The following is a 19,457-nucleotide window of genomic DNA, read 5'->3' as shown; positions in this document are numbered from 1 at the left end:
AGCCCCGGTTCAAGACCGGGGCTAGCTCTTTCTTTTACTCTACGCTCTGCGAGTGTTGAGGGGATCTATGCGGGCTAGAAGTGCCACGCACTCGATATGATACGTCTGGGGGAACATATCGACAGGCTGGGCCGAGACCAGGCGATAGCGTCCACCTGTGCAGAGTGTCGCGATATCGCGTGCCAGCGTGCTGGGATCGCAGGAGACGTAGCAGATGGCGCGTGGGGCCATCGTCTGGAGGGCCTGCAAGGCCTTGGGATGACAGCCGGTGCGTGGTGGATCGACCAGGGCCAGGTCGATACGCTCACGGCGATAATGGAGCTGATTGAGCACACGCTCAAGCGTTCCCTCTAACGAGGTAATATTGTTCTGATTATTGAGCGTAGAACTGGCGCGGGCGTCCATAACCGCGCTGGGTTGGGATTCCACCGCCAGCACGCGTGCGGCACGTGTAGCCAGGAAGGTGGAGAAGAGTCCAACACCGCTATAGCCATCGAGGACGACCTCGCTACGCTGTGGTTCGAGCATGGCCAGGGCGCGCTCAACGAGAACCGCGGTCTGCGTCAGGTTTACCTGGAAGAAGGAGTCCGCTGAGACACGGAAGTGCCGGCCTAATACCACATCATTAAGATATTCCTGGCCCACAAACACACGCCCATAGCGTCCACCCACGCGCTCAATGATCACGCCAACCATGGCGGGCGAGATGGCCATAAGCTCTTGCGCGAACTGCTGGGGATCCTCAATCATCGAGCCTGGGCGAGCATGCACTGTGAGCAGTGTAGGCACGGCCTTGATGGTGTTAATGAGGCCTGGATTCCCGCTGCTCGCCTTGCCGATGGCGCCACGGATAGTAAAGCCCTGGATCATCTCCCCGCGTGTATCGCCAAAATAATCAATAATTTTCGCGCGTACCAGTTGATAGATATGGTCGAGTGCCGGGTGCAGCAGAGGGCAGGTTGGTAGATCTTGAACTTCGTGGCTGTCCGTAAATTTCTGCCCGATCTCACCGCGTGGTCCAATGGTGAAGAGAGCTATATTGCGATAGTGCCAGGGAGGGAGCGTGGGTGGCATTCCGATGGTGGGATGGACCAGGGCATCAGGCTGTTTCCCAATACGCACCAGGAGCTGGCGTACAATATGGGCCTTCCAGGTGAGTTGAGCCGGGTATGCAATATGCTGCCATTGGCAGCCGCAGTCGGTCATGAGTGGATAGGCTGGTTCGACGCGCTCGGGCGCAGGGCGGATGATTTCAAGCAACTGCGCTCGGGCATGTCCCCTGCGTTCCTCAACAATCTCGACGCGCACCCTTTCGCCTGGAATACCTCCAGGAACGAAGAGGACGCGCCCTTCATAGCGGCCTACGGCGTCGCCTCCGTAAGCAAGATCGGTCAATTCAACATCAATACTCATGTTCACCTCGGCGGTCACCTGGCGACAGTTTTGTCGCTGATGTCCGTCCCATCCTTCCAGCGTGATTTTCAGTGTAATTTCTAATGGTGCTCAATCTATTACTACGTAACCCCAGGGGAAGAGTCTCGCAAAACGAAAAGGACTCGCGGCTGAGCAGATATACTGTAACATACTCGCGAAACAAGGGCTAGTCTTGCACCTGGTCCGACTTTGCATGTAATTGTATCAATATAGTACTGATCGGAGAATCCTTTTCTCAACCTCTTCCTCATATTGTGAGTAATCTCTTCCTTCCGCCACTGCATAGATAACTACTTCTCCGAAAACCCTGAGCGCGAAGCGCTAGACACGTCAGTGGCGCTGCGCCCCCGAATGGGGGTTGGGTTTCGGAATAAGATCTAAGTATTTATAACTTGAAAAGCTCAGGGCATTAGAGCGGTAGGGGGTGTTTAGGTTGACTATAGAGCCGAGTGCCAAAGCGGCTTAACAGGACCGCACCCAGGCCAAGTAGCCCGGAGAAGAGCGAGACCAACCAGCCAATATAGGGGATTGACCCGGCCAGGGTCAGAACCGTGATACCCACTACGACCTGTACCAGACGTATGTTATAACGATGCTGTGGCGCAAACTTATGGAAGAGCATCGCTCCGATATGCCAGCCAATAGCTACAGTGCCAAGAGCCCAGGCGGTCAGAAGCCCAACAAAGATAATAATCGCCAACGGTATAGAGACGATAAGGGCAATCAAGACCGCGAGAACGGCCGGGGCCAGGAGTACACTTAGTAATCCCAGGACCAGGCTACGACGCGTTTTGGTTGTCGCCGTCGTGCGCACCAGCATCACATGTTCTGGCAATAATACTGTGAGTAATACACTTAATACGAGCCATGTCAAGAGGGACCAGAAGCGTATATCGGGTCCCAGGTCGCTAATAACGAGGAGTCCCACACTTTTGGTGCATTCAAGGACAGAACCATGTAACTGGGATTGAGGGCCGGAGAACCAGTGCCCACCGCAGAGACGGATATCCCCGTTAACACGAGCATCGCTTTGCATGGTGACGTTGCTGCCATAGGTCGTGACCTGTCCATCCACATGGCCATTGATAATAAGGTCACTGCCAAAGGCCACCACATCACCCCGTACAAGGCCCTGAATGATGATTTTTCCGCCAAACGCGGTTATATTGCTGCAAATCACCTCCCCACTATTCACGACCACGATAGAGCCAAAGAACGCTTTATGATAGGCTCCGGTACATGAGGGGGGGGGAGAAGATGGCTGCGGTTGATGTTCGGCCGCGAGCGCGCGGTCAGACTCACTGTGCCAGGCTATCAGGCCACCCGCGAAGAGAAGGAGCAGGAGGAGGTAGTGGCGTGCGATGGAAACAAGGCGTGCAAAAACAGGGTTGCCTACAATATTGTGCTTCATACAGGAACTCGCACTCTCTTGATCATGCTCTTACGCGGCAGAAGATCATACTATTGATTGCTCAGGCTTCACGCGGGGGGCGCATTAAATGGAACCACATCCCCAGCATGACAACGACCGCGAGTGAGACGCCAGTGAGTAACCAGCTATTATGGGTGGTCAGATTGACGCCTTCCTGGATATACTGCACCAGGATGACCAGGACCTCTATAATACCACTCAAGGCAGACAACATGGGCGCAGCGAAGTCTGACTGAATGAGTAAGATCGCGAAGAGGAGCAGTGGCACACAGCTCAAAGCGAAAAACGTGAGGGCTGCCAGAACTGTGCCAAAGGGGCGTATACGCGAAATGCGCGAGCGCTGCTGCTGGCGGATATCTTCAAGCTGCTGGCTGACGCGAGCGCGCTGATGAATCGCCTGCATGATCTGATCAGTAGAGACGCTGGCAAAAGCGAGCTGTGGCTCGGAGGCGTGAACTGCTTGTGCACGCTCAAGTTCCTGCTCGAAAGCGCGGCACCCCTGGCACTCGGCGAGGTGTCGTTTGAGTTCGCGTATTCTGGCTGGTTCTAGCTTGCCGTTGCGCTGAGCCTCCAGCCCTGCTCTAGCCTCGCTGCAACGCATCGGGTGAAACCTCCTCCTGCGTAACTTGCTTCTTGAGATGGCGGCCCAACAACTCACGAGCGCGGTGCAGGCGAGCCTTCACGAGCGCGGGCGTTAGCTTGAGTGCTTGCGCGATCTCTTCGTAGGAGAAGTCGTACCAGTAGCGCAGCACAATCACCGCGCGATACTTGCTAGGGAGCACCTGGAGATAACTCTGGATCTCATCATGCTGTTCACCCTGTATCGCCGACTGCTCAGGACCAACATTCGCGTCCACGATCCACTCCAGGAAAGGCACATCCTCTAGGGGAAGAGCCAGGAAGCGGCGGCGGCGCAGTTGGTCAATCGCCAGGTGTGAGGCGATGGAAAGCAGCCACGTGCTAAACTTGTGCGCGGGCTTATAGGTTGCCAGCTGAGTGTAGGCGCGGACAAAGGTCTCCTGGGTGATATCCTCGGCCTCTGTCGTGTTGCCAAGCATACGATAGGCCAGGTTCTGGACCGCGTCCTTATAGCGCTCAACCAGGGAAGCAAAGATGTTCTGATCGCCCTGGAGAACAAGCGAGACAATCTGCAAGTCGCTCAGCGTCTCCGTCTGAGGCGACGCCCAGGCCTGGCTTGCGCTAGTCTGGCTGCTACCAGCGACGCTCTGTGCGCCTGCTGGATTAAGTGTTCCGGTTTTATGTGTTCTATGTGAAGTTGTTTTGGGTGCCGCGACTGAACCGATATTTCCCAACACGTGGGAAGCGTTCACCGTCGAATCTAACATTGGTCACCGCCCACTACTTGCGTTCTAAACAATACAATCAACAGGTAAGGCTACGAAATAAGCATTGCCACTTTAAACTCTACGAGCGATGTCTAAAAAAGTTGTAATCTTGTAATCTTGTAATCTTTTAAGCGCAGTGTAACATGACTGAGCCATCGTGACAAGTAGGAACCACTATCATGACATACTATGACGCATTATTTTATGAAATTTCCTTCATTTCAAGAGAGTTTCGCCTGCTCGTATTGTGCTTACACTTCTATATTTCGGCAAACACTTTTTCATTTTATGGCTCAGGTATCCTCGGCAGGCATCCTCGAAGTATAGCCTCGCTATATAGGTAAACGCAAAAACTTCGTTTCATCAAATGAAAACAGTAGGCTGAGGGCAGTTTATTTCACAAGTTTACCACTCGATATGGGCAGGCAAAGTCAGGGTGTGGTGGGAGGCTAGCAAAGCCAGCCTCCCACCACACCCTGACTTTACCATTTAGATTGATTGCGAAGGATTTCTCATTGGTGATATCTCCCAGGATGGAGTTTTCGCTGGTAGATCCTGGGATGGAAGAGGGGCGCTCGTAGGTAATTGCGATTTGGGGGCGCCTATCGCGTGAACTATCGGCGCAACCTCTGGCATGTTCGCGCATGACGGCGGCAACTTGAAGCCTTGACCCGCTCGATAGCGTGCGATGGCCTCACTCAGGTCGATAAGCGCGTTATGCAAGAGGTCCAGGCGCCTCTTTGCCATGCCCAGGTTTGTCAGGCGGTCGGCCAGGAGATTCAAACTGCTGGCGAGGCTCCAAAGCACGCCGTGCTGTAATTGTGCGCGGGCGCGTAGATTCCCATTTGCCAGGCTCGTTTGAACCGCTTTGAGGTGGGCTATGCCCTCTTCGAGTTCCTTGTTGCGTTCCGCGATGTGGTGGGCCTGCTCTTCAATTTGTTGCAAGGAAGCGGCCTGCAAATGTGAGAGACGCTCATTCTCGTGAATGGTTAGAATCTGACGCACCAGCACCAGGCAGATGACAACAATGGTCGCGAGCATAAGCACAAAGCGAATGTGTGCTTGAGCCGGGTCGGAAGAATTCACATTGAGGATCAGCACTATGAACAGGATGAAGATAAGGATATAGGGGAGTAACTGAACCGGGCGAAAGCCCATGTATGTAACGCGATTTTGTCGCCGTGCCTCCAGCGCTTCCTGTGCTGTTCGGGGGAGATTACAGCGCAGGTAGGCGGCTAAGCCAATCGTGAGCATGCCCAGAGGCCAGCCCAGGTCAACCCATGTGCCATCGACATAGGTTCCCGCGTTTTGCTGCAGGTTAAAGATAAAGTCCGATGTCGCGAACAGGCAGAGACCCAGCCCAAGAGCAAACAGGCTAAACCTGCGTGCCGTTGCCTGGTAGACCTGGCTGTGCCCGCGCATCAGTAAGAAGATCACGCAACTGAGAAGGGAGACATCAGCGGCTGGATAATACAGGCTGATGAACTTCGCCAGGCTTGTCGTGGCTGGTGATTGCGCGATGGCTCCGAGCAGAAGGTACCAGCTAATAGCGAGCAATGCGCCCATAGCAATAAGGCTATCCAGCGCGACCAGTGTTCGCTCTAACCTGCCCTTAGCATTTGGTTGCAGCACGAGACCGATAAAGCAGAGTGCTGGAAAGAACATATAGCCCGCGTCAGCCAGCGATGGGAAAGGGGGATCGCCGATAGCGGAATAGTAGCGCCAGAAGCTTTCTCCCAGCCCCCACATGGCCTGTCCGAGGCAGACGAGTATCCAGCCTGCCTTCTCATATCCTATCCAGGCTTCGGAGCGCTCGACAGAGATATTGAGGGCGCTTTTGCGGATAGAGAAGAATGTCAGACAACTTCCTATGATTGCTCCCAGTAAAGGGGTGAACTTGTACAGGCTGACCCCTGGGGAAGCGTTTTCGCCAATATGTAAAAGGATGATGAGCGCTATAATCAGTTCCAGTCCGATGATAGCCGTGACTGTCCTACGTAACGACATCGCTATTTGTCTCCTTGTTCATCGCAAACTGTGTGTGATACCTGGGGCTGTGTGCGTATGCATCAAAGGCAAAGACCCTGACATACTCATATGTGGATGACTGTAAGTACGGTGAGGCCACACATAACTATCCCAATGCCGAGCTTTTGATTGGCCATCAACCGCTCACCCAGGACCAGAACTCCAAATAAGACGGAAATTAAAGAGTAATTAGAGGAGATAGCGGCAATCATGCCAGGTTTAATGGTTTGGGCCGCTATGCCAAAGGTAACGATCGCCAGGCATTCCAGGATGCCAGCTCCTATGGCGAATAGGATGCCGACAGGTTTATGGAAAAGCGTGTTCACGCTCATAAAAAGGGTTCTGCCCTCTTTGCTGAATGAGTAGCGCACGAGTAAGAGTATCGTGAGCGTGAATGAACTAAAGACAAAGGTGAGGAATACGGGTGTGAACCAGCCGTGAAGCGGCGAGGAGGCTCCGATGCTAATATCCACCAGTCCAAAGGCGATGGGCGTGATGCAGGCCCAGCGAACGCCCTTCCCGGCGAGTAGCGCTTCGGGCTTTTTCTTGAGGAGCAAATGTATGTTCCGTATGTTGATCGAGGCAAGGAACACCCCAATGATGATGGCCCCAATGGCGAATCCATCAAATAAGGTAATATGCTCTTGCAGGAAGAGCGTCGAAAGAAGCAAGGTAAAGACCGCACTGGTAGAAGAGAGCGGACTTGTGATCGCGATTGGGCCAAGCTCTAGAGAGCGGTACAAAGCAAGGTAGCCTATGACGGTGAGTACGCCTGTGCCCGCGCCGATGAGAAGGTCCGATGCTGAGATGGCAAAGGTATGAGATGGGTAATGCCAGAAGAGAATAGCCAGGGTAACAATCAAGGTAAGCAAGCCGCTAAAATGAGAAATAATGGTGGTGGTAAAAGTGGTTAAACGTCTCGTGGACAGCGTTGCGATGGAATCCGCTATGCCCCATAGAAGAGCGACCCCTCCTCCAAGCGCAATTCCTATAAGCTGCATATTATATTTTCTCCTTTTACTGCATCTGTTCTCTCTAAGGCTTGCTGTAGATGAGCCTTTATACTGGCGTAATGACAAATTGAGAATAGACGCTTCGCTGCAAATCCGGCCCACACGTGGCATTGTTGAGAAGTGAAGGAATAAAGTCTTCCACGACTAATAAGGCGTTTTAATTTCAATGTTTTCATTCATATGTGTGGTATAAACGGGAAAAGCCATATTTAGCACCAGGTATATCTTCAGCCATGAAAGCTCCAGTTAAGACGGGAAATGCTAGCATCGAACTCTCCCCTCACCATGCTCTTACTTCCTGGCAAACTTGTCTAGTGATACTATTCATTTATCTGTAGTAGATATCCCTAATCTTGCGTTGAAATTGAACGGCACGTATATGTCATAGCTGCTATATAGCAAAAAATATGTACTAATATGTACCTATTTTATAGAAACGTATTGATTAGTTAAAAATAACATATAGTTTGACAAAAAATTCTAAGTAATGTTGTGCTTTTAAAGCCAACTATGCATGAAGATAATACGTTGTTGCTCACGCCTGTAAATTAAGGCTTGTTGAATCTGCGCACTTTCCACCTGTTCAATAGGGATAGAGATCTACTGAAGGATTATCGCGGTGCCGAGGCCAGGCGGGAGCACACAAACTACTCTCCCATTGGGGATTTGAACCTGCCGAGTAAAAGGAAAAGGAGCAAAAGAACAGCAAGAACAAGGACAAATAGCGAGCTTAGCCAAGTAATCGATTTTACTAGGACAGGAGATTGGTATGTCTCCTGGCCTAGAACCGCTTTTCTGACCCCGGGGATTTCCTTACTGTATACGCTTTTGCCATTGTTCATGCTTCTGTGCCTCGTCTTCGTAGCGAAAAGCCAGCTCAATGTAAAGATCTTCACCGCTCTGTTTGAGATGGATCTGTATAGTGACAGAAAGCAGGAGGCTCTTGCTATCAAGTACGACGAGACATGCTCGAAGTGTCGGAGGAGTACAGCGCGCATATTCGCAAAAAAAACAGCGAAAAATGATAAACAACGTGAAAGGGCTGCTTTTCACGGTTCAGAAGGCGCTGCCGCTGATGCTAGATAGTGCATCGATAATTATAGATGCATCCATCGTTGCCAGCAAAGGGTTGCCAGAAAAGAAGTAACCTACCAAAACGACGCTGGTTTGCTCAACTATCATGGCAACGTTTAGCCAGAAGGTGAAGGACCAATGGAAGAAACGATGAAGAAAATTTTCTCTGTGGAGGAGCAAAGAAATGGCTGAGAGTAGGTTGATTGCGCTGGTGTTTGACGGTGAGCAGGAAGCGGAACAGCTGTGGCTGCGGACTCAAGAATTAAAGAGAAGCGGTCTCATTCCACCTGGGGATGCAGCGATAGTTATCATCCGGCTGGATGGCCAGGTCATCGTGCAACAAGTGATAGATCCCACAGATGGAGACGCTTTTAACGCCCAAACATGGGAATATGTCATCAAAACGCTGCTCTCTGGGTGGGGTAAGGGCATTGATGATTGGTTTGTCCAGCAGGTGAAGCAACACCTTCTTCCAGGGACATCCGCTCTCTTTCTCTTGGTAGATCCGTCCAAGGCTCAAGATGTCGTTCACGCTTTAAGAGGTTACCCAGGTAAGCGCTTCTACAGTGCGCTGTCAACAGAAGATAAGGCAAGGATTAGAGCGGCTTCCGGGCAGGCATAGTCGTCGATGAGCAAAGCAAGGCTGACAATCACCGAGTGCTGGGGTTGGCCTCATGATGAGGCACGTCTCCTCAGGTGGCGGAGCACTGTCAGGGTGCGGTGCTGCAATCGCGTACAGAGGTCACTGGTTCGAGTCAAGTCGCGGGGTTTTCACTTTTTTCCATACTTTGTCTCTACACCCAGTACGCTGCTCGCAGTAAGGGTTAAGTATCCATGTTTCACTGAACTCGTGTCCTGTGATGCCCTGCGTCACCGAGCGACAGGCTACACCACAGCTTGTCAGTGTTCCGCAGATGACACAGGGAAGTTCTTTATCAAATGTAAGTTCAACACAGATCTCATCCATATCTTTCCCTTTCTTTCTTTTAGGATATGAACCAGGGAAAGGTGATCCTACTTGGAAACCCTGAAAGGAATATATCACACACATATTTAGCGACAGACGCAACCATTGATGGTGGAAGAGAAGGAGGGGGGAGCCTATGGGTGAGATTGTAGGGATCGAGACGCACCAGGGGTGGCATGAGCCGACGCTAGAGGAAAAGACACTCATAGCAGAACAGTATGGACTCGATGCGCTGTACTACTGCAAGGACCCGTGGGCGTTGCGTCATCGCTGGGTAAACAAGCATACAGGAGAGATGCAACGGGCAAGGTGTAACCGTTGGGAGTGTCAGCACTGTGGGCCAAGGAAGGTGGTGCTCTGGCGTCAACTGGTCAGGCAAGCAGAACCAACGCTTTTCTTGACGTTAACCAAGGCAGGGAAAACCGTAGCAGAGGCGCGTCGAGCGCTTACCACTCAAGCTGCTCTGTGAGAGGGTAGGGCGAGAGGGACTCGAACCCTCACGGCCTCTCAGCCTGGGGATTTTAAGTCCCCTGCGTCTACCATTTCGCCATCGCCCCGTGTGTGCCACGATAATAGCACGTTCAGCGGCTTTCGTCAATCATTTTTGACGGTTGGGTCGATATTTTATTCCGCCTGATTGTTGAAACAGTCATTAGCGCTGAAAACGTGAAAAATCCTAGCTGGCGTGTCAAATATTGACGCTGGTGAACGACTGGGGCATAATATGAGCCGTGTTGGAGTGAAGAAACATTCATAGAGAAGAAGCGACCAGGTACGGAAATATGACTAACAGTGGAGAGAGCTTGCACACATCCTCTGAGCCGCGTGTGCACGGCTATTATGATGTTATCATTGTGGGCGCGGGACACGCGGGCTGCGAGTCCGCGCTGGCCAGCGCACGCATGGGACTCAAGACCCTATTGCTCACGATGAATCTGGATAGCGTGGCCTTGATGCCCTGTAACCCTTCTATGGGTGGACCGGCCAAGGGACACCTGATCAAGGAGATTGATGCCCTTGGCGGCGAGATCGGGCGCAATACCGACCGCACCTTTATCCAGATGCGCCTGCTGAATACCAGTAAGGGGCCAGCGGTTCAGGCCTTGCGCGCGCAGTGTGATAAGCAGGCCTACCGTCTGGCGATGAAGTTTGTGCTGGAGAGCCAACCAAATCTCGATCTACGGCAGGCGACGATCTTGCGCTTGCTGAGCACGCAACGCGAGGATGGGCGGCATGTGATGCATGGCGTGGTGACCAGCAACGGTTGGGAGTATCATGCGCGCTCAGTGGTGATGACGACCGGAACATTTATTAATGGTCGTCTGGTGGTTGGCGAGAAGACGCAGCCAGGCGGGCGCGCTGGAGAAGGTCCGGCGCTAGGTATCTCCGATTCGCTGCGTGCACTGGGCCTGGAGATGCGGCGTTTTAAGACGGGTACGCCCCCGCGTATCGATGCACGCACAATAGATTTTAGTAAGACGGAGCGCCAGCCAGGAAGTACTGTCCCTCTCTATTTTTCGCAGGATACAGAGGCGCGCGAGGATATCCAGGTACCCGGTGGGAAGCCAAACTCGGTCTACCCTGTGCTGGAGGAGGACCTACGCGGCTGGCGTCCGCAGTTGCCCTGCTACCTGGTGCGAACAACTGAGCGCACCCATCAGATTATTCGTGATAACCTGCATCGCTCCCCCCTCTATACCGGTATCATCGAAGGTGTTGGGCCGCGCTACTGCCCCTCGATTGAGGATAAGATTGTGCGCTTTGCCGACAAGGTCTCGCACCAAATCTTTCTGGAGCCGGAGGGCTGGCGTACGGGCGAGGTCTATGTCCAGGGCATGAATACCAGCCTCCCGAGGATGTGCAGCTGGAGATGTTGCGCAGCATTCCCGCGCTGGCGAAGGCGGAGATCATGCGGGTTGGCTATGCCGTCGAGTATGACTATGTCTTGCCCACACAGCTCTTCCCTACGATGGAGACCAAGCCCGTGGCGGGCCTCTTCCTGGCGGGCCAGATCAACGGTACCTCTGGCTATGAGGAGGCCGCGGCTCAGGGCATCATGGCGGGCATTAATGCCGCGCTCTATGCGCGTGGCGAGGATGGCTTTGTGCTGGGGCGGCATGAAGCCTACATCGGTGTCTTGATCGACGACCTGGTGACGCGTCCCATGAGCGAGCCCTATCGTCTGCACACCTCGCGGGCCGAGCACCGACTCTTGCTACGTCCTGAGAGCGCTGATCTGCGCCTGGGCGATCATGCATATCGCCTGGGCATGATTGGAGACGAGCGCTATGAGCAGGTAGTGCGCAAGCGAGAGGCCATCCAGAGTACCCTGGAGGTGTTGGAGGGCGTGAGCTTTACCTCCTCAAGGGTTACAGAGCAGCACGCCGAGACGCTGGGAATTGCCCCGTTGGGCCAGAAGATGTCCGCCAAAGAGCTATTACGGCGTCCAACAGTGAAGTACTTCCAGGTCGCTCAACTCTCGCAACGTATGGTTGAAGAGCACGCAAATATGGATGGCGCGGAGTCTGCGTCCAGGATTTTTATGGAACTGACCGACCTGCCGGAGGATACTGCTGAAGAGGTTGAGCTCCAGGTCAAGTATGAGAACTATGTGCGCAAGCAGGAGCAATTGGTGCGCCGCACCTCGCGCCTGGAAGAGATGCGTATTCCGGAGAACCTGGATTACCGCGATGTGCAGCACCTGCGTACGGAGGCGCGCCAGAAGCTGCTTAAGACGCAGCCAAGGACGGTTGGGCAGGCCTCGCGTGTAGAGGGCGTAACCCCCGCGGATATAGCCATTTTGATGGTGTATATCCAGAAAGTACGGGCTTTAAGGCTGTAATCTTGACATAAACCTATAGTACTGTGTACCATACACAGGCATAGGGGTTATAAAATACTAGTAAGAAGAAAAAGCAGTAACATTAAACATTCTCCTCGAGTGGTGGTACTGCTTTTTTTCAGCAACCATGTTGGGGAGAGATCGCTGATGGAAGGGAGTAGCGACGTTATACCCACGCTCATAAGCGCAGACTACCCAATGGTTAACCTGGTTCACATGGGGTAAATGGCAATTACGTGATAGGTAATTGCCTATATGTTAGATGGACATTGGGAAGTGCCCACAGCCCACAGCAGTGTGCACGGCAACCTGAAAGACAGGAGAGGGAAGACTGTGTACATTCTCGTCGTAGATGACGACCGCTTTGCCAATACGCTGGTGCAATTTGTACTGAGCAAAGAGGGATACGAGGTAGAAACGGCGGATAACCCTCGCGGGGCCTTGCAAATGATTCAGAAGCGAGAACCGGACCTCTTGATTCTGGACGTCACGATGCCGTATATCAATGGTTTTGAGTTTTCCGCCAAGCTAAAGGCGGAAGGCTATGAGATCCCCCTTATTTTTATGACGGCCCAGGACACAATTGAGGCGAAGCTCCAGGGGTTCAACATTGGCGCGGATGATTACATCTGCAAACCTTACAATCACCAGGAACTGGTCGCGCGTGTACAGGCCGTTTTGCGCCGGATCAAAAAGAGTGGCAAAACGGGCAACCAGAGTATCCGTGGCGGGCAGATAGAGCTCTTCCCGGCCGAGCTGAAAGTCGCCGTAACGGGGAAGCAGCCCGTTACCCTGACTCCCACCGAGATGCATGTTTTGCGTGTTTTGATGCATAGCGCGGGCCAGGTGGTGAATAGAGATCAATTATTGGCTGAGGTCTGGAACGATAACGAGAACAACAGCAATATCGTCGATGTCTACATCCGTCGCTTGCGCGTCAAGCTGGAGGACGATCCAGACAAGCCGCTCTACATTCTCTCGGTGCGCGGCGTTGGCTATAAGTTTGTAGGCAAGTAGACAAGTAGGCAAGTAAAGATGTAGGGATGTGCTCATTTCTTTCGCGTTCGAGTGAAGGGGAGCTGGCTTAAACAAGAACGTGAAGACATTTGGAAATGTAGGGGGTCAGGGTGCGGAAAGATATGTCACAAGAAGGGTCAGGAACAGGTCGAGAAGAGGAGACATATGACCTGACGGTCGTGTCGCCTCGCCGGGGGCGCCGCAAGCGTGAAGAGACGGTGCCGTTGGAGCGTGAGTTGGTGCTTACGTCTTTTATGACGCATAGTCCGGACGCGCTACTAGTTCTGGATAAAGACTTTCACCTGCGCGACAGCAATCCAGCGGCCAGGGAGATGTTGCGCTTACCTGGAGGCAAGCCGGGGACGCTGTGGAAATGTCGCGAAATGTTACGCTGCAAGAACCTGAACCGTATGGAGCTGTGTGGAACTTCGAGCTGTCCCCTGACGCGGGTCCTGCAACAGGATGAGTCGCTACAGAACGAAGAACTGCTAGTCGGGGCAAAGGAGGAGATTTTTTGCGAGGTCTCCACCAGTGTGACGCCTATTCATATAGCTGAACAGCCGTACGCAGTTTTGGCTCTGCGGGACCTCTCGGCCCTCAAGGTGGCGAACCAGGTACGCTCGAATTTTGTCTCAATGGTCTCACATGAGTTGCGCACACCCTTAAACTCGGTCCACGGCTTTATTGAGCTTCTCTGGCAGGGGCATATGGGCGAATTGAATGATGAGCAGCGCCTCTACCTGGGATACGCTCAAGAGGGGGTGCAGCAGCTTATCTCAATCGTCGAAGACATTTTGTTTATGACACGCTCGGACCTAGGACAGTTTGAAACTAAGCAGCAAGGCGTACAGTTGCTAGAGCTGGTTCGCCTGGTGACGCGGAGTTTGCAGCCGCAGGCGCTGAAGGCGGGGGTTGCGCTAGTCCTGGAGATTGCGCCCGAGGCACCCCTCTTGTATGTTGATCCACAGCGTATCAAGCAAGTCTTAAATAACCTGATCTCCAATGCCATTAAATATACGCCACCCGGTGGCTCGGTGACTATTACGGCCAGCGTGCATGATGCACACTTTCAGATGATCAGTGTCACCGATACCGGCTATGGTATTCAGGTTGAGGATCGCCCACATATTTTTGAGCGCTTCTACCAATCCAACCATAGCCAGCAATCAAAAATGGGTGGGTATGGCCTGGGTCTCTCAATCGCCAGGTTGATTGTGGAGCAGCATGGTGGCACCATCAGCTTTGATACAGTGGTGGGCAAAGGTTCGTCTTTCTACTTCACACTGCCCATCCTGGAAGGGGCAAAGCGCCAGAAGGCCACGAGCCGAGAGTAGCCCGGTGTGTTATGACCACAGGGTAGGTTGCTCAGACGCTTCTGGCTCGATCCAGGTTTTGTCTTTGGAGAGCTTATCGGCCTGGCGCGTTGGCTCCGGCAGACGGTAGCCTTTACTACAGGCCAGAACGTAGCGGATGCTGGTCTCCAGGCTAATGAGGTGCCCTGGCGAGATAATCATGGGGTTAACACGTGTGCGCGTGCGCACCATGGCACCAATGACCTCTTTTTTGTAAATGAGAGGAACCCAGGAGCCAGCCTCTTCGCCGAGAGCCTCTTTATCGTAGTGTCCAACCAGCAGCGACTTGGCGCAGCCGATGGTGGGGATATTGAGCCAGAGACCCAGGTGCGCGCCAATGCCGATGCGCCTGGGGTGAGCGATACCCTGACCATCTACCATGACCAGGTCGGGTTTCTGGCGTAGTTTGCGTATGGCGCCCAGGACGCTAGGTGCCTCGCGAAACGAGAGGAGACCCGGCACATAGGGCATTTGTATCGGCTCCTCGTAGATGTGCCGCTCCACAATCTCCAGGTCGGGGAAGGAGAGGAGCACCACGGCCGCCTGAGCCATATTATGCTCTTCGTGGATGGCCATATCGACTCCCGCGATGTAGCGTACCTCGCCTACCTGATCCTCCAGAATAATATGCTGTGCCAGTTCATGTTGCAGGGCGATTGCCGCCTCCGGGCTCAGATTCCATGGGTGCGGTATCTGCATATGCCTTTCCCTTCTCTGCGTTGTGAATACTATGTGTTATCGGGCCTCGGCGATACAAATCAGGCGTGGACTCTCTAGCTGGTAGGGCGCCAGGTCATAGTCGCCATAGGTATCCTTTACCTGAAAGCCTGCCTGCTCCAAAAGGAGTTCAATCTCTCCACGTTCGAAGAGGTAATGATGTGTCGTGACGACCGTACGTTGAATGGGTCCGCCTTGGTGATGCTGATCATAAAAGTGTGTTAGCTCCAGCAGGTGGCGATCATGCGAGGCGGCCGGGCTGACAAAGTGGGAGAGCCAGGTTTGGTCATCGGATTGCCAGGTTCCCTGATGTAGCATTTGCCCGCTCATACCCTCCATATAGCGCAGGTCGCCGTTGCTAATATCCAGGATGAAAGTGCCACCGACCGAGAGATGGGCACGAATGGCGGCCAGGGCCTGTTTCTGCTGGACGCGTGATGTAATGTGTGCAAAGGAGCCAAGCGCGATAAAGGCTAGGCGATATTTCTGCTCCAGGCGCAGAGTGCAGACATCTTGCTGTACCAGGGTACAGTGTTTGCTGAGGCCAGCGTCATCTAATGCCTGGCGTGCGAGGTCCAACATTTGCGCTGAGGTATCGACGCCCGTAACCTCGTAGCCATCTTCTGCCAGGGGAAGCAGGACGCGGCCACTGCCGCAGGCCAGCTCCAGAATCTTGCCGCCGCAGAGTTCAGCGAAGTTGCGATACATATCGAAATCTTCGCTGAACTGGGCGTGTTCGGCATCATAAAAAGGCGCGATCAGGTCATAGTTATTCATTGTGTGAAAACCCTTGTACTTCTTCTCCGAAAACCTTGAGCGCGCCTGCCCCCGAATGGGGGAAGCGCTAGACACGCCAGTGACGCGCGCCCCCGAATGGTCGTTGGATTTCGGAATAAGATCTTAGGGCGGGGAGAGATGCTAGATGCCATCGGCCTCCACAATCTTCCAACTGCCATTTATCTTATTGAGCGTGAGGTGAACAACGTACACTTTGTTGGTACGTGTGACCGTTACCGCAATTTTCGCGACGGTATTGTTCAATGATACCAGACGAGGGCTGCTACTTTCAATGCTTCCAAGTTGTTGATCAGCGGTTCGCGCATCACTTGTAAAGGTCTCTTCGTCTGAAATCTGAGTTGTGCTCCCATCATCGTGTGTGATAGAGAAGCTCGCATCTGGCGATACATAGGTATAGGCCTTAGTATAGTCCATTGTCTGCAATGATTGATAGTAGAGGGTGACCCTGGCTGGCGCCTGTACCGTGTCAGACTGGACCAGGTTGACGCCCAGGTAGCCAATGACGCCACAGATACCACATCCCAGGAGGGTCACACCTCCCAGCACACCCAGCGTAATCCAGAGCCAGAGGAGAGAGGACTTCTTACGTGGTGGCGGCATAACCGGGTAGGGATAGGGTGGCATGCCTGGAGCAGGGAATGGACCCGCCGGTGGTGGGTAGGGATAGCCCTGGTAGGCAGGTAGTGGGGCCTGATACTGCCCAGAGGGAATATGTGACGGCGTGGCTTGCGCAGGCGTTGTAAGTGGTAGAGGTATATCAGTGGACAGGGTTGGCTCACTGGGATCAAAGGACATATGAGTACTCCCTTTTTTTATAGTGGGATGCTATTCTGTTACAGCTCAATTGAAAAGGAAAAGAGGGGAGTGCAGGAGGCGTCAGCCCCCCTACGTCCCTTTGAAAAGGCAAAGAGGGAAGTGTAGAGAGACGTCAGCCCCCCTACGTCCCTTTGAAAAGGCAAAGAGGGGAGTGCAGAGGGGCGTCAGCCCCTCTGCGTTCTTTTTCCCCCCGCCGCAGGCGGTATGAATCCCTTTCAAACGAAGCGGAAATGAAATATATTCTATAGAAGTGCATGTATGTAGGGACAGTATAATCAGGAACAGTGGAATTTACAAGCTTCAAACAAACTGGCAGGAGGAAAGGATCACATGCGCGCGTTAGTGTATGGAGCGCGAGGCCTAGCCTTAGAACATAACTACCCACAGCCGCAGCCTGGAGAGGGCGAGGCGCTGATCCGGGTTGTGCAGGCGGGCATTTGCAATACAGACCTGGAGATTACGCGAGGGTATAAAGGCTTTGAGGGAGTGCTGGGGCATGAGTTTGTTGGGGTGGTCGAGACGATCCAGGGGCTTGGTACACGCCCGCAATATAGCCATCTGCTGGGTCAGCGCGTAGTTGGTGAGATCAATATTCCCTGCCGCGGCGCGCAATGCTGGTATTGTTGCCAGGAAATGTATTCCCACTGCCCTCGACGAGCGGCGCTCGGTATTGTGGGCCGGGATGGCGCCTTTGCCGACTATCTCACCCTGCCCGTTGAGAATCTGCACCTGGTACCCGACGAGATCAGCGACGAGGAGGCTGCCTTTGTGGAGCCGCTCGCGGCCAATTTTGAGATGCTGGAGCAAGTGCATATCACGCCCGGTATGCGCATGCTGGTACTTGGCGATGGCAAGATGGGGCAATTGGCGGGCCAGGTCCTGGCTCTGAGCGGGGGCGAGGTCTGGATGGCAGGAAAACACGAGGAGAAACTGGCCCTTGCGCGCAAGCGAGGCATCGTGACGCTTACAGTAGCCGAGGCTGAACGCCTGGTGCAGGAGGGCGAGCGCCTCGATCTGCTGGTGGAGTGTACTGGCTCGGAACGAGGCCTGGACATGGCTTTACGCCTGGTGCGGCCACGAGGAACCATTGTACTCAAGAGTACTGTCGCGGAGAAAGGCGCTCTGGATCTCTCCCGTATCGTCGTTAACGAGATACGCGTGCAGGGATCACGCTGTGGACCCTTCGAGCCAGCCCTGCGAGCCTTGCGCCAGAAGCGCATAGAGGTTTTGCCCCTTATCAGTGCGCGTTACACCTTAGAGAACGCTGAAGAGGCCTTTCGCCAGGCTGAGCAGAAAGGTATGCTCAAGGTTCTGGTAGAGATCCCCCTCTAAAAAGAGATAGATATTCATTTTGCACGCAATCAAGTGCAAAATGAATATCTATCTCTTTTCTCTGAGTTCTACAGGTGCGAGCAATCGAGCAAAAATTAGCCGCGTAGGAGCGACGAGGCACCATCGATCCAGATCTCGGTGCCGCTGATATGGCTGGAGACATCTGAGGCCAGGAAGAGCGCCAGTTGCGCCACCTGCTCTGAACTGGCGGACTCCCCATCGGCCAGGGGCGTTGAGCCTTCTGGGAACTCGGCAGGAATTTTTATCTTTTCGACATCGCGCTGTTGCGTATTCGCGTTGATTTCGGTGTCGACCGCTCCCGGGCAGATCACATTGACGCGTATTTTGCTGCGACCCAGCTCAACCGCTAGCATCTTGGTCATGGCAACCTGGGCTGCCTTGGTACTGGAGTAGGCCGTGGCGCCAGTATTGCTGAAGATGCGCGTTCCATTGACCGAGGCAGTTACGATGATCGAGCCACCCTGCTTTTTCAAAGAGGGGACTGCGCTCTTAATCGTCAGGAAGGTGCCCGTCAGGTTGGTATTAATTGTCTTCATCCACTCGTTAACGGAGATCTCTTCAATGGGCGCCCAGACACCATTGATGCCCGCGTTGGCGAACACAATATCCAGTCGGCCCCAGCGCTCAATAAGCTGCTGTACGGCGCGCTGCATGTCCTGCTCCTGCGCCACATCGGCGGTAATGGCGATGGCTTCATGCCCCTGGGCTGTAATCTCCTTAACAGTCTGCTCGATCTCGTCGCTGGTATGACTGAGCACGCCAACTCTGGCCCCCTGTTGGGCGAAGAGCACCGCAGTGGCCTTGCCGATGCCAGAACCCGCTCCAGTTACTAATGCGACTTTCCCTGAGAGTGTCACTGTTATCTCCTCCTCTATGCGATAGAATCTTCACAAGATGCACGCTAAGCACACGCTCCCGGTTTCAATCAGAGCCAAACCGCAAACTGGTAGAGCACCAACCAGCCAGCAAACTGGTAGAGGGCCAACCAGCCAGCAAACTGGTAGAGGGCCAACCAGCCAGCAAACTGGTAGAGCACCAACCAGTACGCTTACTGAGTCAGTGGTGTGACGCGTCATGGCAGCCTCTGGCTGCCATGACGCGTCACACCACCTCTACCAGCGAGCGCCGCAGGCGCGAGAAGTAAAGGAATAGGATATATTGCCTACAAAAATTATGTATTAGATCGACCCTTGACCGATCAACTTTAAACTTGAATGCCTGAACTTGTACACCTTTGGGGCATGTGAAACGTGTTTTACCTAAGGCGT

General features: G+C 53.5%; 15 protein-coding genes, 1 tRNA gene and 2 pseudogenes. 7 read left to right on the top strand and 11 right to left on the bottom strand.

Translation table 11 applies throughout. The features are described from left to right. Positions 1 to 39: 39 nt before the first annotated feature. The 6 genes from rlmD to JMJ16_RS35300 all read right to left on the bottom strand — a co-directional run bounded on the left by rlmD (position 40) and on the right by JMJ16_RS35300 (position 7,241). A complete protein-coding gene (rlmD, locus tag JMJ16_RS35325; RefSeq protein WP_201389315.1) occupies positions 40 to 1,413 on the bottom strand; it encodes a 23S rRNA (uracil(1939)-C(5))-methyltransferase RlmD in 1,374 nt (457 codons plus the stop codon). Positions 1,414 to 1,843: 430 nt separating this feature from the next. Continuing rightward, positions 1,844 to 2,845, bottom strand: coding sequence for a polymer-forming cytoskeletal protein (locus JMJ16_RS35320; protein ID WP_201389313.1), 1,002 nt, complete (start codon positions 2,843 to 2,845; stop codon positions 1,844 to 1,846). A gap of 61 nt (positions 2,846 to 2,906) precedes the next feature. Beyond that, positions 2,907 to 3,467, bottom strand: coding sequence for a hypothetical protein (locus JMJ16_RS35315; protein WP_201389311.1), 561 nt, complete (start codon positions 3,465 to 3,467; stop codon positions 2,907 to 2,909). After that, positions 3,448 to 4,212, bottom strand: coding sequence for a sigma-70 family RNA polymerase sigma factor (locus tag JMJ16_RS35310; RefSeq protein WP_201389309.1), 765 nt, complete (start codon positions 4,210 to 4,212; stop codon positions 3,448 to 3,450). Before JMJ16_RS35310 ends, JMJ16_RS35315 begins: the two co-directional genes overlap by 20 nt. A gap of 489 nt (positions 4,213 to 4,701) precedes the next feature. Further along, entirely contained in the window at positions 4,702 to 6,219 is a 1,518-nt protein-coding gene (locus JMJ16_RS35305; RefSeq protein ID WP_201389307.1) for a hypothetical protein, read from the bottom strand. 86 nt (positions 6,220 to 6,305) lie between these two features. Continuing rightward, a complete protein-coding gene (locus JMJ16_RS35300) occupies positions 6,306 to 7,241 on the bottom strand; it encodes an EamA family transporter (RefSeq protein ID WP_201389305.1) in 936 nt (311 codons plus the stop codon). A gap of 1,042 nt (positions 7,242 to 8,283) precedes the next feature. Here JMJ16_RS35300 and JMJ16_RS57485 point away from each other — a divergent pair. The 3 genes and pseudogenes from JMJ16_RS57485 to JMJ16_RS35290 form a co-directional block, all read left to right on the top strand. Beyond that, positions 8,284 to 8,388: pseudogene (locus JMJ16_RS57485) on the top strand (oxidoreductase); the annotation flags it as partial. Positions 8,389 to 8,511: 123 nt separating this feature from the next. Further along, entirely contained in the window at positions 8,512 to 8,949 is a 438-nt protein-coding gene (locus JMJ16_RS35295) for a DUF1269 domain-containing protein (RefSeq protein ID WP_201389303.1), read from the top strand. A 481-nt stretch (positions 8,950 to 9,430) separates the two neighbouring features. Beyond that, positions 9,431 to 9,763, top strand: a complete 333-nt coding sequence (locus tag JMJ16_RS35290; protein WP_201389301.1) for a hypothetical protein — start codon at positions 9,431 to 9,433, stop codon at positions 9,761 to 9,763. Positions 9,764 to 9,768: 5 nt separating this feature from the next. On the opposite strand, the gene JMJ16_RS35285 is transcribed toward JMJ16_RS35290, so the two are convergent. Next, positions 9,769 to 9,851: transfer RNA gene (locus JMJ16_RS35285), tRNA-Leu, on the bottom strand. Between the two features lie 225 nt (positions 9,852 to 10,076). On the opposite strand from JMJ16_RS35285, the pseudogene mnmG reads away from it, so the two are divergent. The 3 genes and pseudogenes from mnmG to JMJ16_RS35270 all read left to right on the top strand — a co-directional run bounded on the left by mnmG (position 10,077) and on the right by JMJ16_RS35270 (position 14,487). Then, positions 10,077 to 12,136 (top strand): annotated as a pseudogene (gene mnmG / locus JMJ16_RS57480) (tRNA uridine-5-carboxymethylaminomethyl(34) synthesis enzyme MnmG). Between the two features lie 333 nt (positions 12,137 to 12,469). Continuing rightward, positions 12,470 to 13,153 (top strand): response regulator transcription factor, encoded by a 684-nt coding sequence (locus tag JMJ16_RS35275; protein ID WP_040442483.1) that lies wholly within the window; start codon positions 12,470 to 12,472, stop codon positions 13,151 to 13,153. Positions 13,154 to 13,275: 122 nt separating this feature from the next. Then, the gene (locus JMJ16_RS35270) at positions 13,276 to 14,487 is read left to right on the top strand and encodes a HAMP domain-containing sensor histidine kinase (protein ID WP_201389299.1); all 1,212 of its coding nucleotides are present in this window, start codon (positions 13,276 to 13,278) and stop codon (positions 14,485 to 14,487) included. Between the two features lie 9 nt (positions 14,488 to 14,496). Here the strand turns inward: JMJ16_RS35270 and nfi are convergent, their stop codons facing one another. From nfi to JMJ16_RS35255, 3 genes are all read right to left on the bottom strand, one after another. After that, the gene (nfi, locus tag JMJ16_RS35265) at positions 14,497 to 15,204 is read right to left on the bottom strand and encodes a deoxyribonuclease V (RefSeq protein WP_201389298.1); all 708 of its coding nucleotides are present in this window, start codon (positions 15,202 to 15,204) and stop codon (positions 14,497 to 14,499) included. Positions 15,205 to 15,240: 36 nt separating this feature from the next. After that, positions 15,241 to 15,999 (bottom strand): bifunctional 2-polyprenyl-6-hydroxyphenol methylase/3-demethylubiquinol 3-O-methyltransferase UbiG, encoded by a 759-nt coding sequence (locus JMJ16_RS35260; protein ID WP_201389296.1) that lies wholly within the window; start codon positions 15,997 to 15,999, stop codon positions 15,241 to 15,243. A 141-nt stretch (positions 16,000 to 16,140) separates the two neighbouring features. After that, on the bottom strand, positions 16,141 to 16,815 hold the full coding sequence (locus JMJ16_RS35255; protein ID WP_201389294.1) for a nuclear transport factor 2 family protein: 675 nt from the start codon (positions 16,813 to 16,815) through the stop codon (positions 16,141 to 16,143). Between the two features lie 351 nt (positions 16,816 to 17,166). Here JMJ16_RS35255 and JMJ16_RS35250 point away from each other — a divergent pair, with 351 nt between their 5' ends. Beyond that, positions 17,167 to 18,168 carry an alcohol dehydrogenase catalytic domain-containing protein gene (locus JMJ16_RS35250; RefSeq protein ID WP_201389292.1) on the top strand — a complete coding sequence of 334 codons (1,002 nt, stop codon included), beginning with the start codon at positions 17,167 to 17,169 and terminating at the stop codon, positions 18,166 to 18,168. 95 nt (positions 18,169 to 18,263) lie between these two features. Here the strand turns inward: JMJ16_RS35250 and JMJ16_RS35245 are convergent, their stop codons facing one another. Continuing rightward, positions 18,264 to 19,046, bottom strand: a complete 783-nt coding sequence (locus tag JMJ16_RS35245) for an SDR family NAD(P)-dependent oxidoreductase (protein ID WP_201389290.1) — start codon at positions 19,044 to 19,046, stop codon at positions 18,264 to 18,266. Positions 19,047 to 19,457: the final 411 nt, after the last annotated feature.

This window comes from Ktedonobacter sp. SOSP1-52, from assembly GCF_016587395.1.
Note: the sequence above shows the minus strand (reverse complement) of the source record. Positions and strands in the feature narration are given on the sequence as shown.

What these genes read in the sequence shown, in the direction of transcription:
- rlmD (WP_201389315.1), bottom strand. Translation starts at nt 1,413, where the DNA reads ATGAGTATTGATGTTGAATTGACCGATCTTGCTTACGGAGGCGACGCC.
- JMJ16_RS35320 (WP_201389313.1), bottom strand. Translation starts at nt 2,845, where the DNA reads ATGAAGCACAATATTGTAGGCAACCCTGTTTTTGCACGCCTTGTTTCC.
- JMJ16_RS35250 (WP_201389292.1), top strand. Translation starts at nt 17,167, where the DNA reads ATGCGCGCGTTAGTGTATGGAGCGCGAGGCCTAGCCTTAGAACATAAC.
- JMJ16_RS35290 (WP_201389301.1), top strand. Translation starts at nt 9,431, where the DNA reads ATGGGTGAGATTGTAGGGATCGAGACGCACCAGGGGTGGCATGAGCCG.
- JMJ16_RS35270 (WP_201389299.1), top strand. Translation starts at nt 13,276, where the DNA reads ATGTCACAAGAAGGGTCAGGAACAGGTCGAGAAGAGGAGACATATGAC.
- JMJ16_RS35295 (WP_201389303.1), top strand. Translation starts at nt 8,512, where the DNA reads ATGGCTGAGAGTAGGTTGATTGCGCTGGTGTTTGACGGTGAGCAGGAA.
- nfi (WP_201389298.1), bottom strand. Translation starts at nt 15,204, where the DNA reads ATGCAGATACCGCACCCATGGAATCTGAGCCCGGAGGCGGCAATCGCC.
- JMJ16_RS35305 (WP_201389307.1), bottom strand. Translation starts at nt 6,219, where the DNA reads ATGTCGTTACGTAGGACAGTCACGGCTATCATCGGACTGGAACTGATT.
- JMJ16_RS35310 (WP_201389309.1), bottom strand. Translation starts at nt 4,212, where the DNA reads ATGTTAGATTCGACGGTGAACGCTTCCCACGTGTTGGGAAATATCGGT.
- JMJ16_RS35255 (WP_201389294.1), bottom strand. Translation starts at nt 16,815, where the DNA reads ATGTCCTTTGATCCCAGTGAGCCAACCCTGTCCACTGATATACCTCTA.
- JMJ16_RS35260 (WP_201389296.1), bottom strand. Translation starts at nt 15,999, where the DNA reads ATGAATAACTATGACCTGATCGCGCCTTTTTATGATGCCGAACACGCC.
- JMJ16_RS35315 (WP_201389311.1), bottom strand. Translation starts at nt 3,467, where the DNA reads ATGCGTTGCAGCGAGGCTAGAGCAGGGCTGGAGGCTCAGCGCAACGGC.
- JMJ16_RS35300 (WP_201389305.1), bottom strand. Translation starts at nt 7,241, where the DNA reads ATGCAGCTTATAGGAATTGCGCTTGGAGGAGGGGTCGCTCTTCTATGG.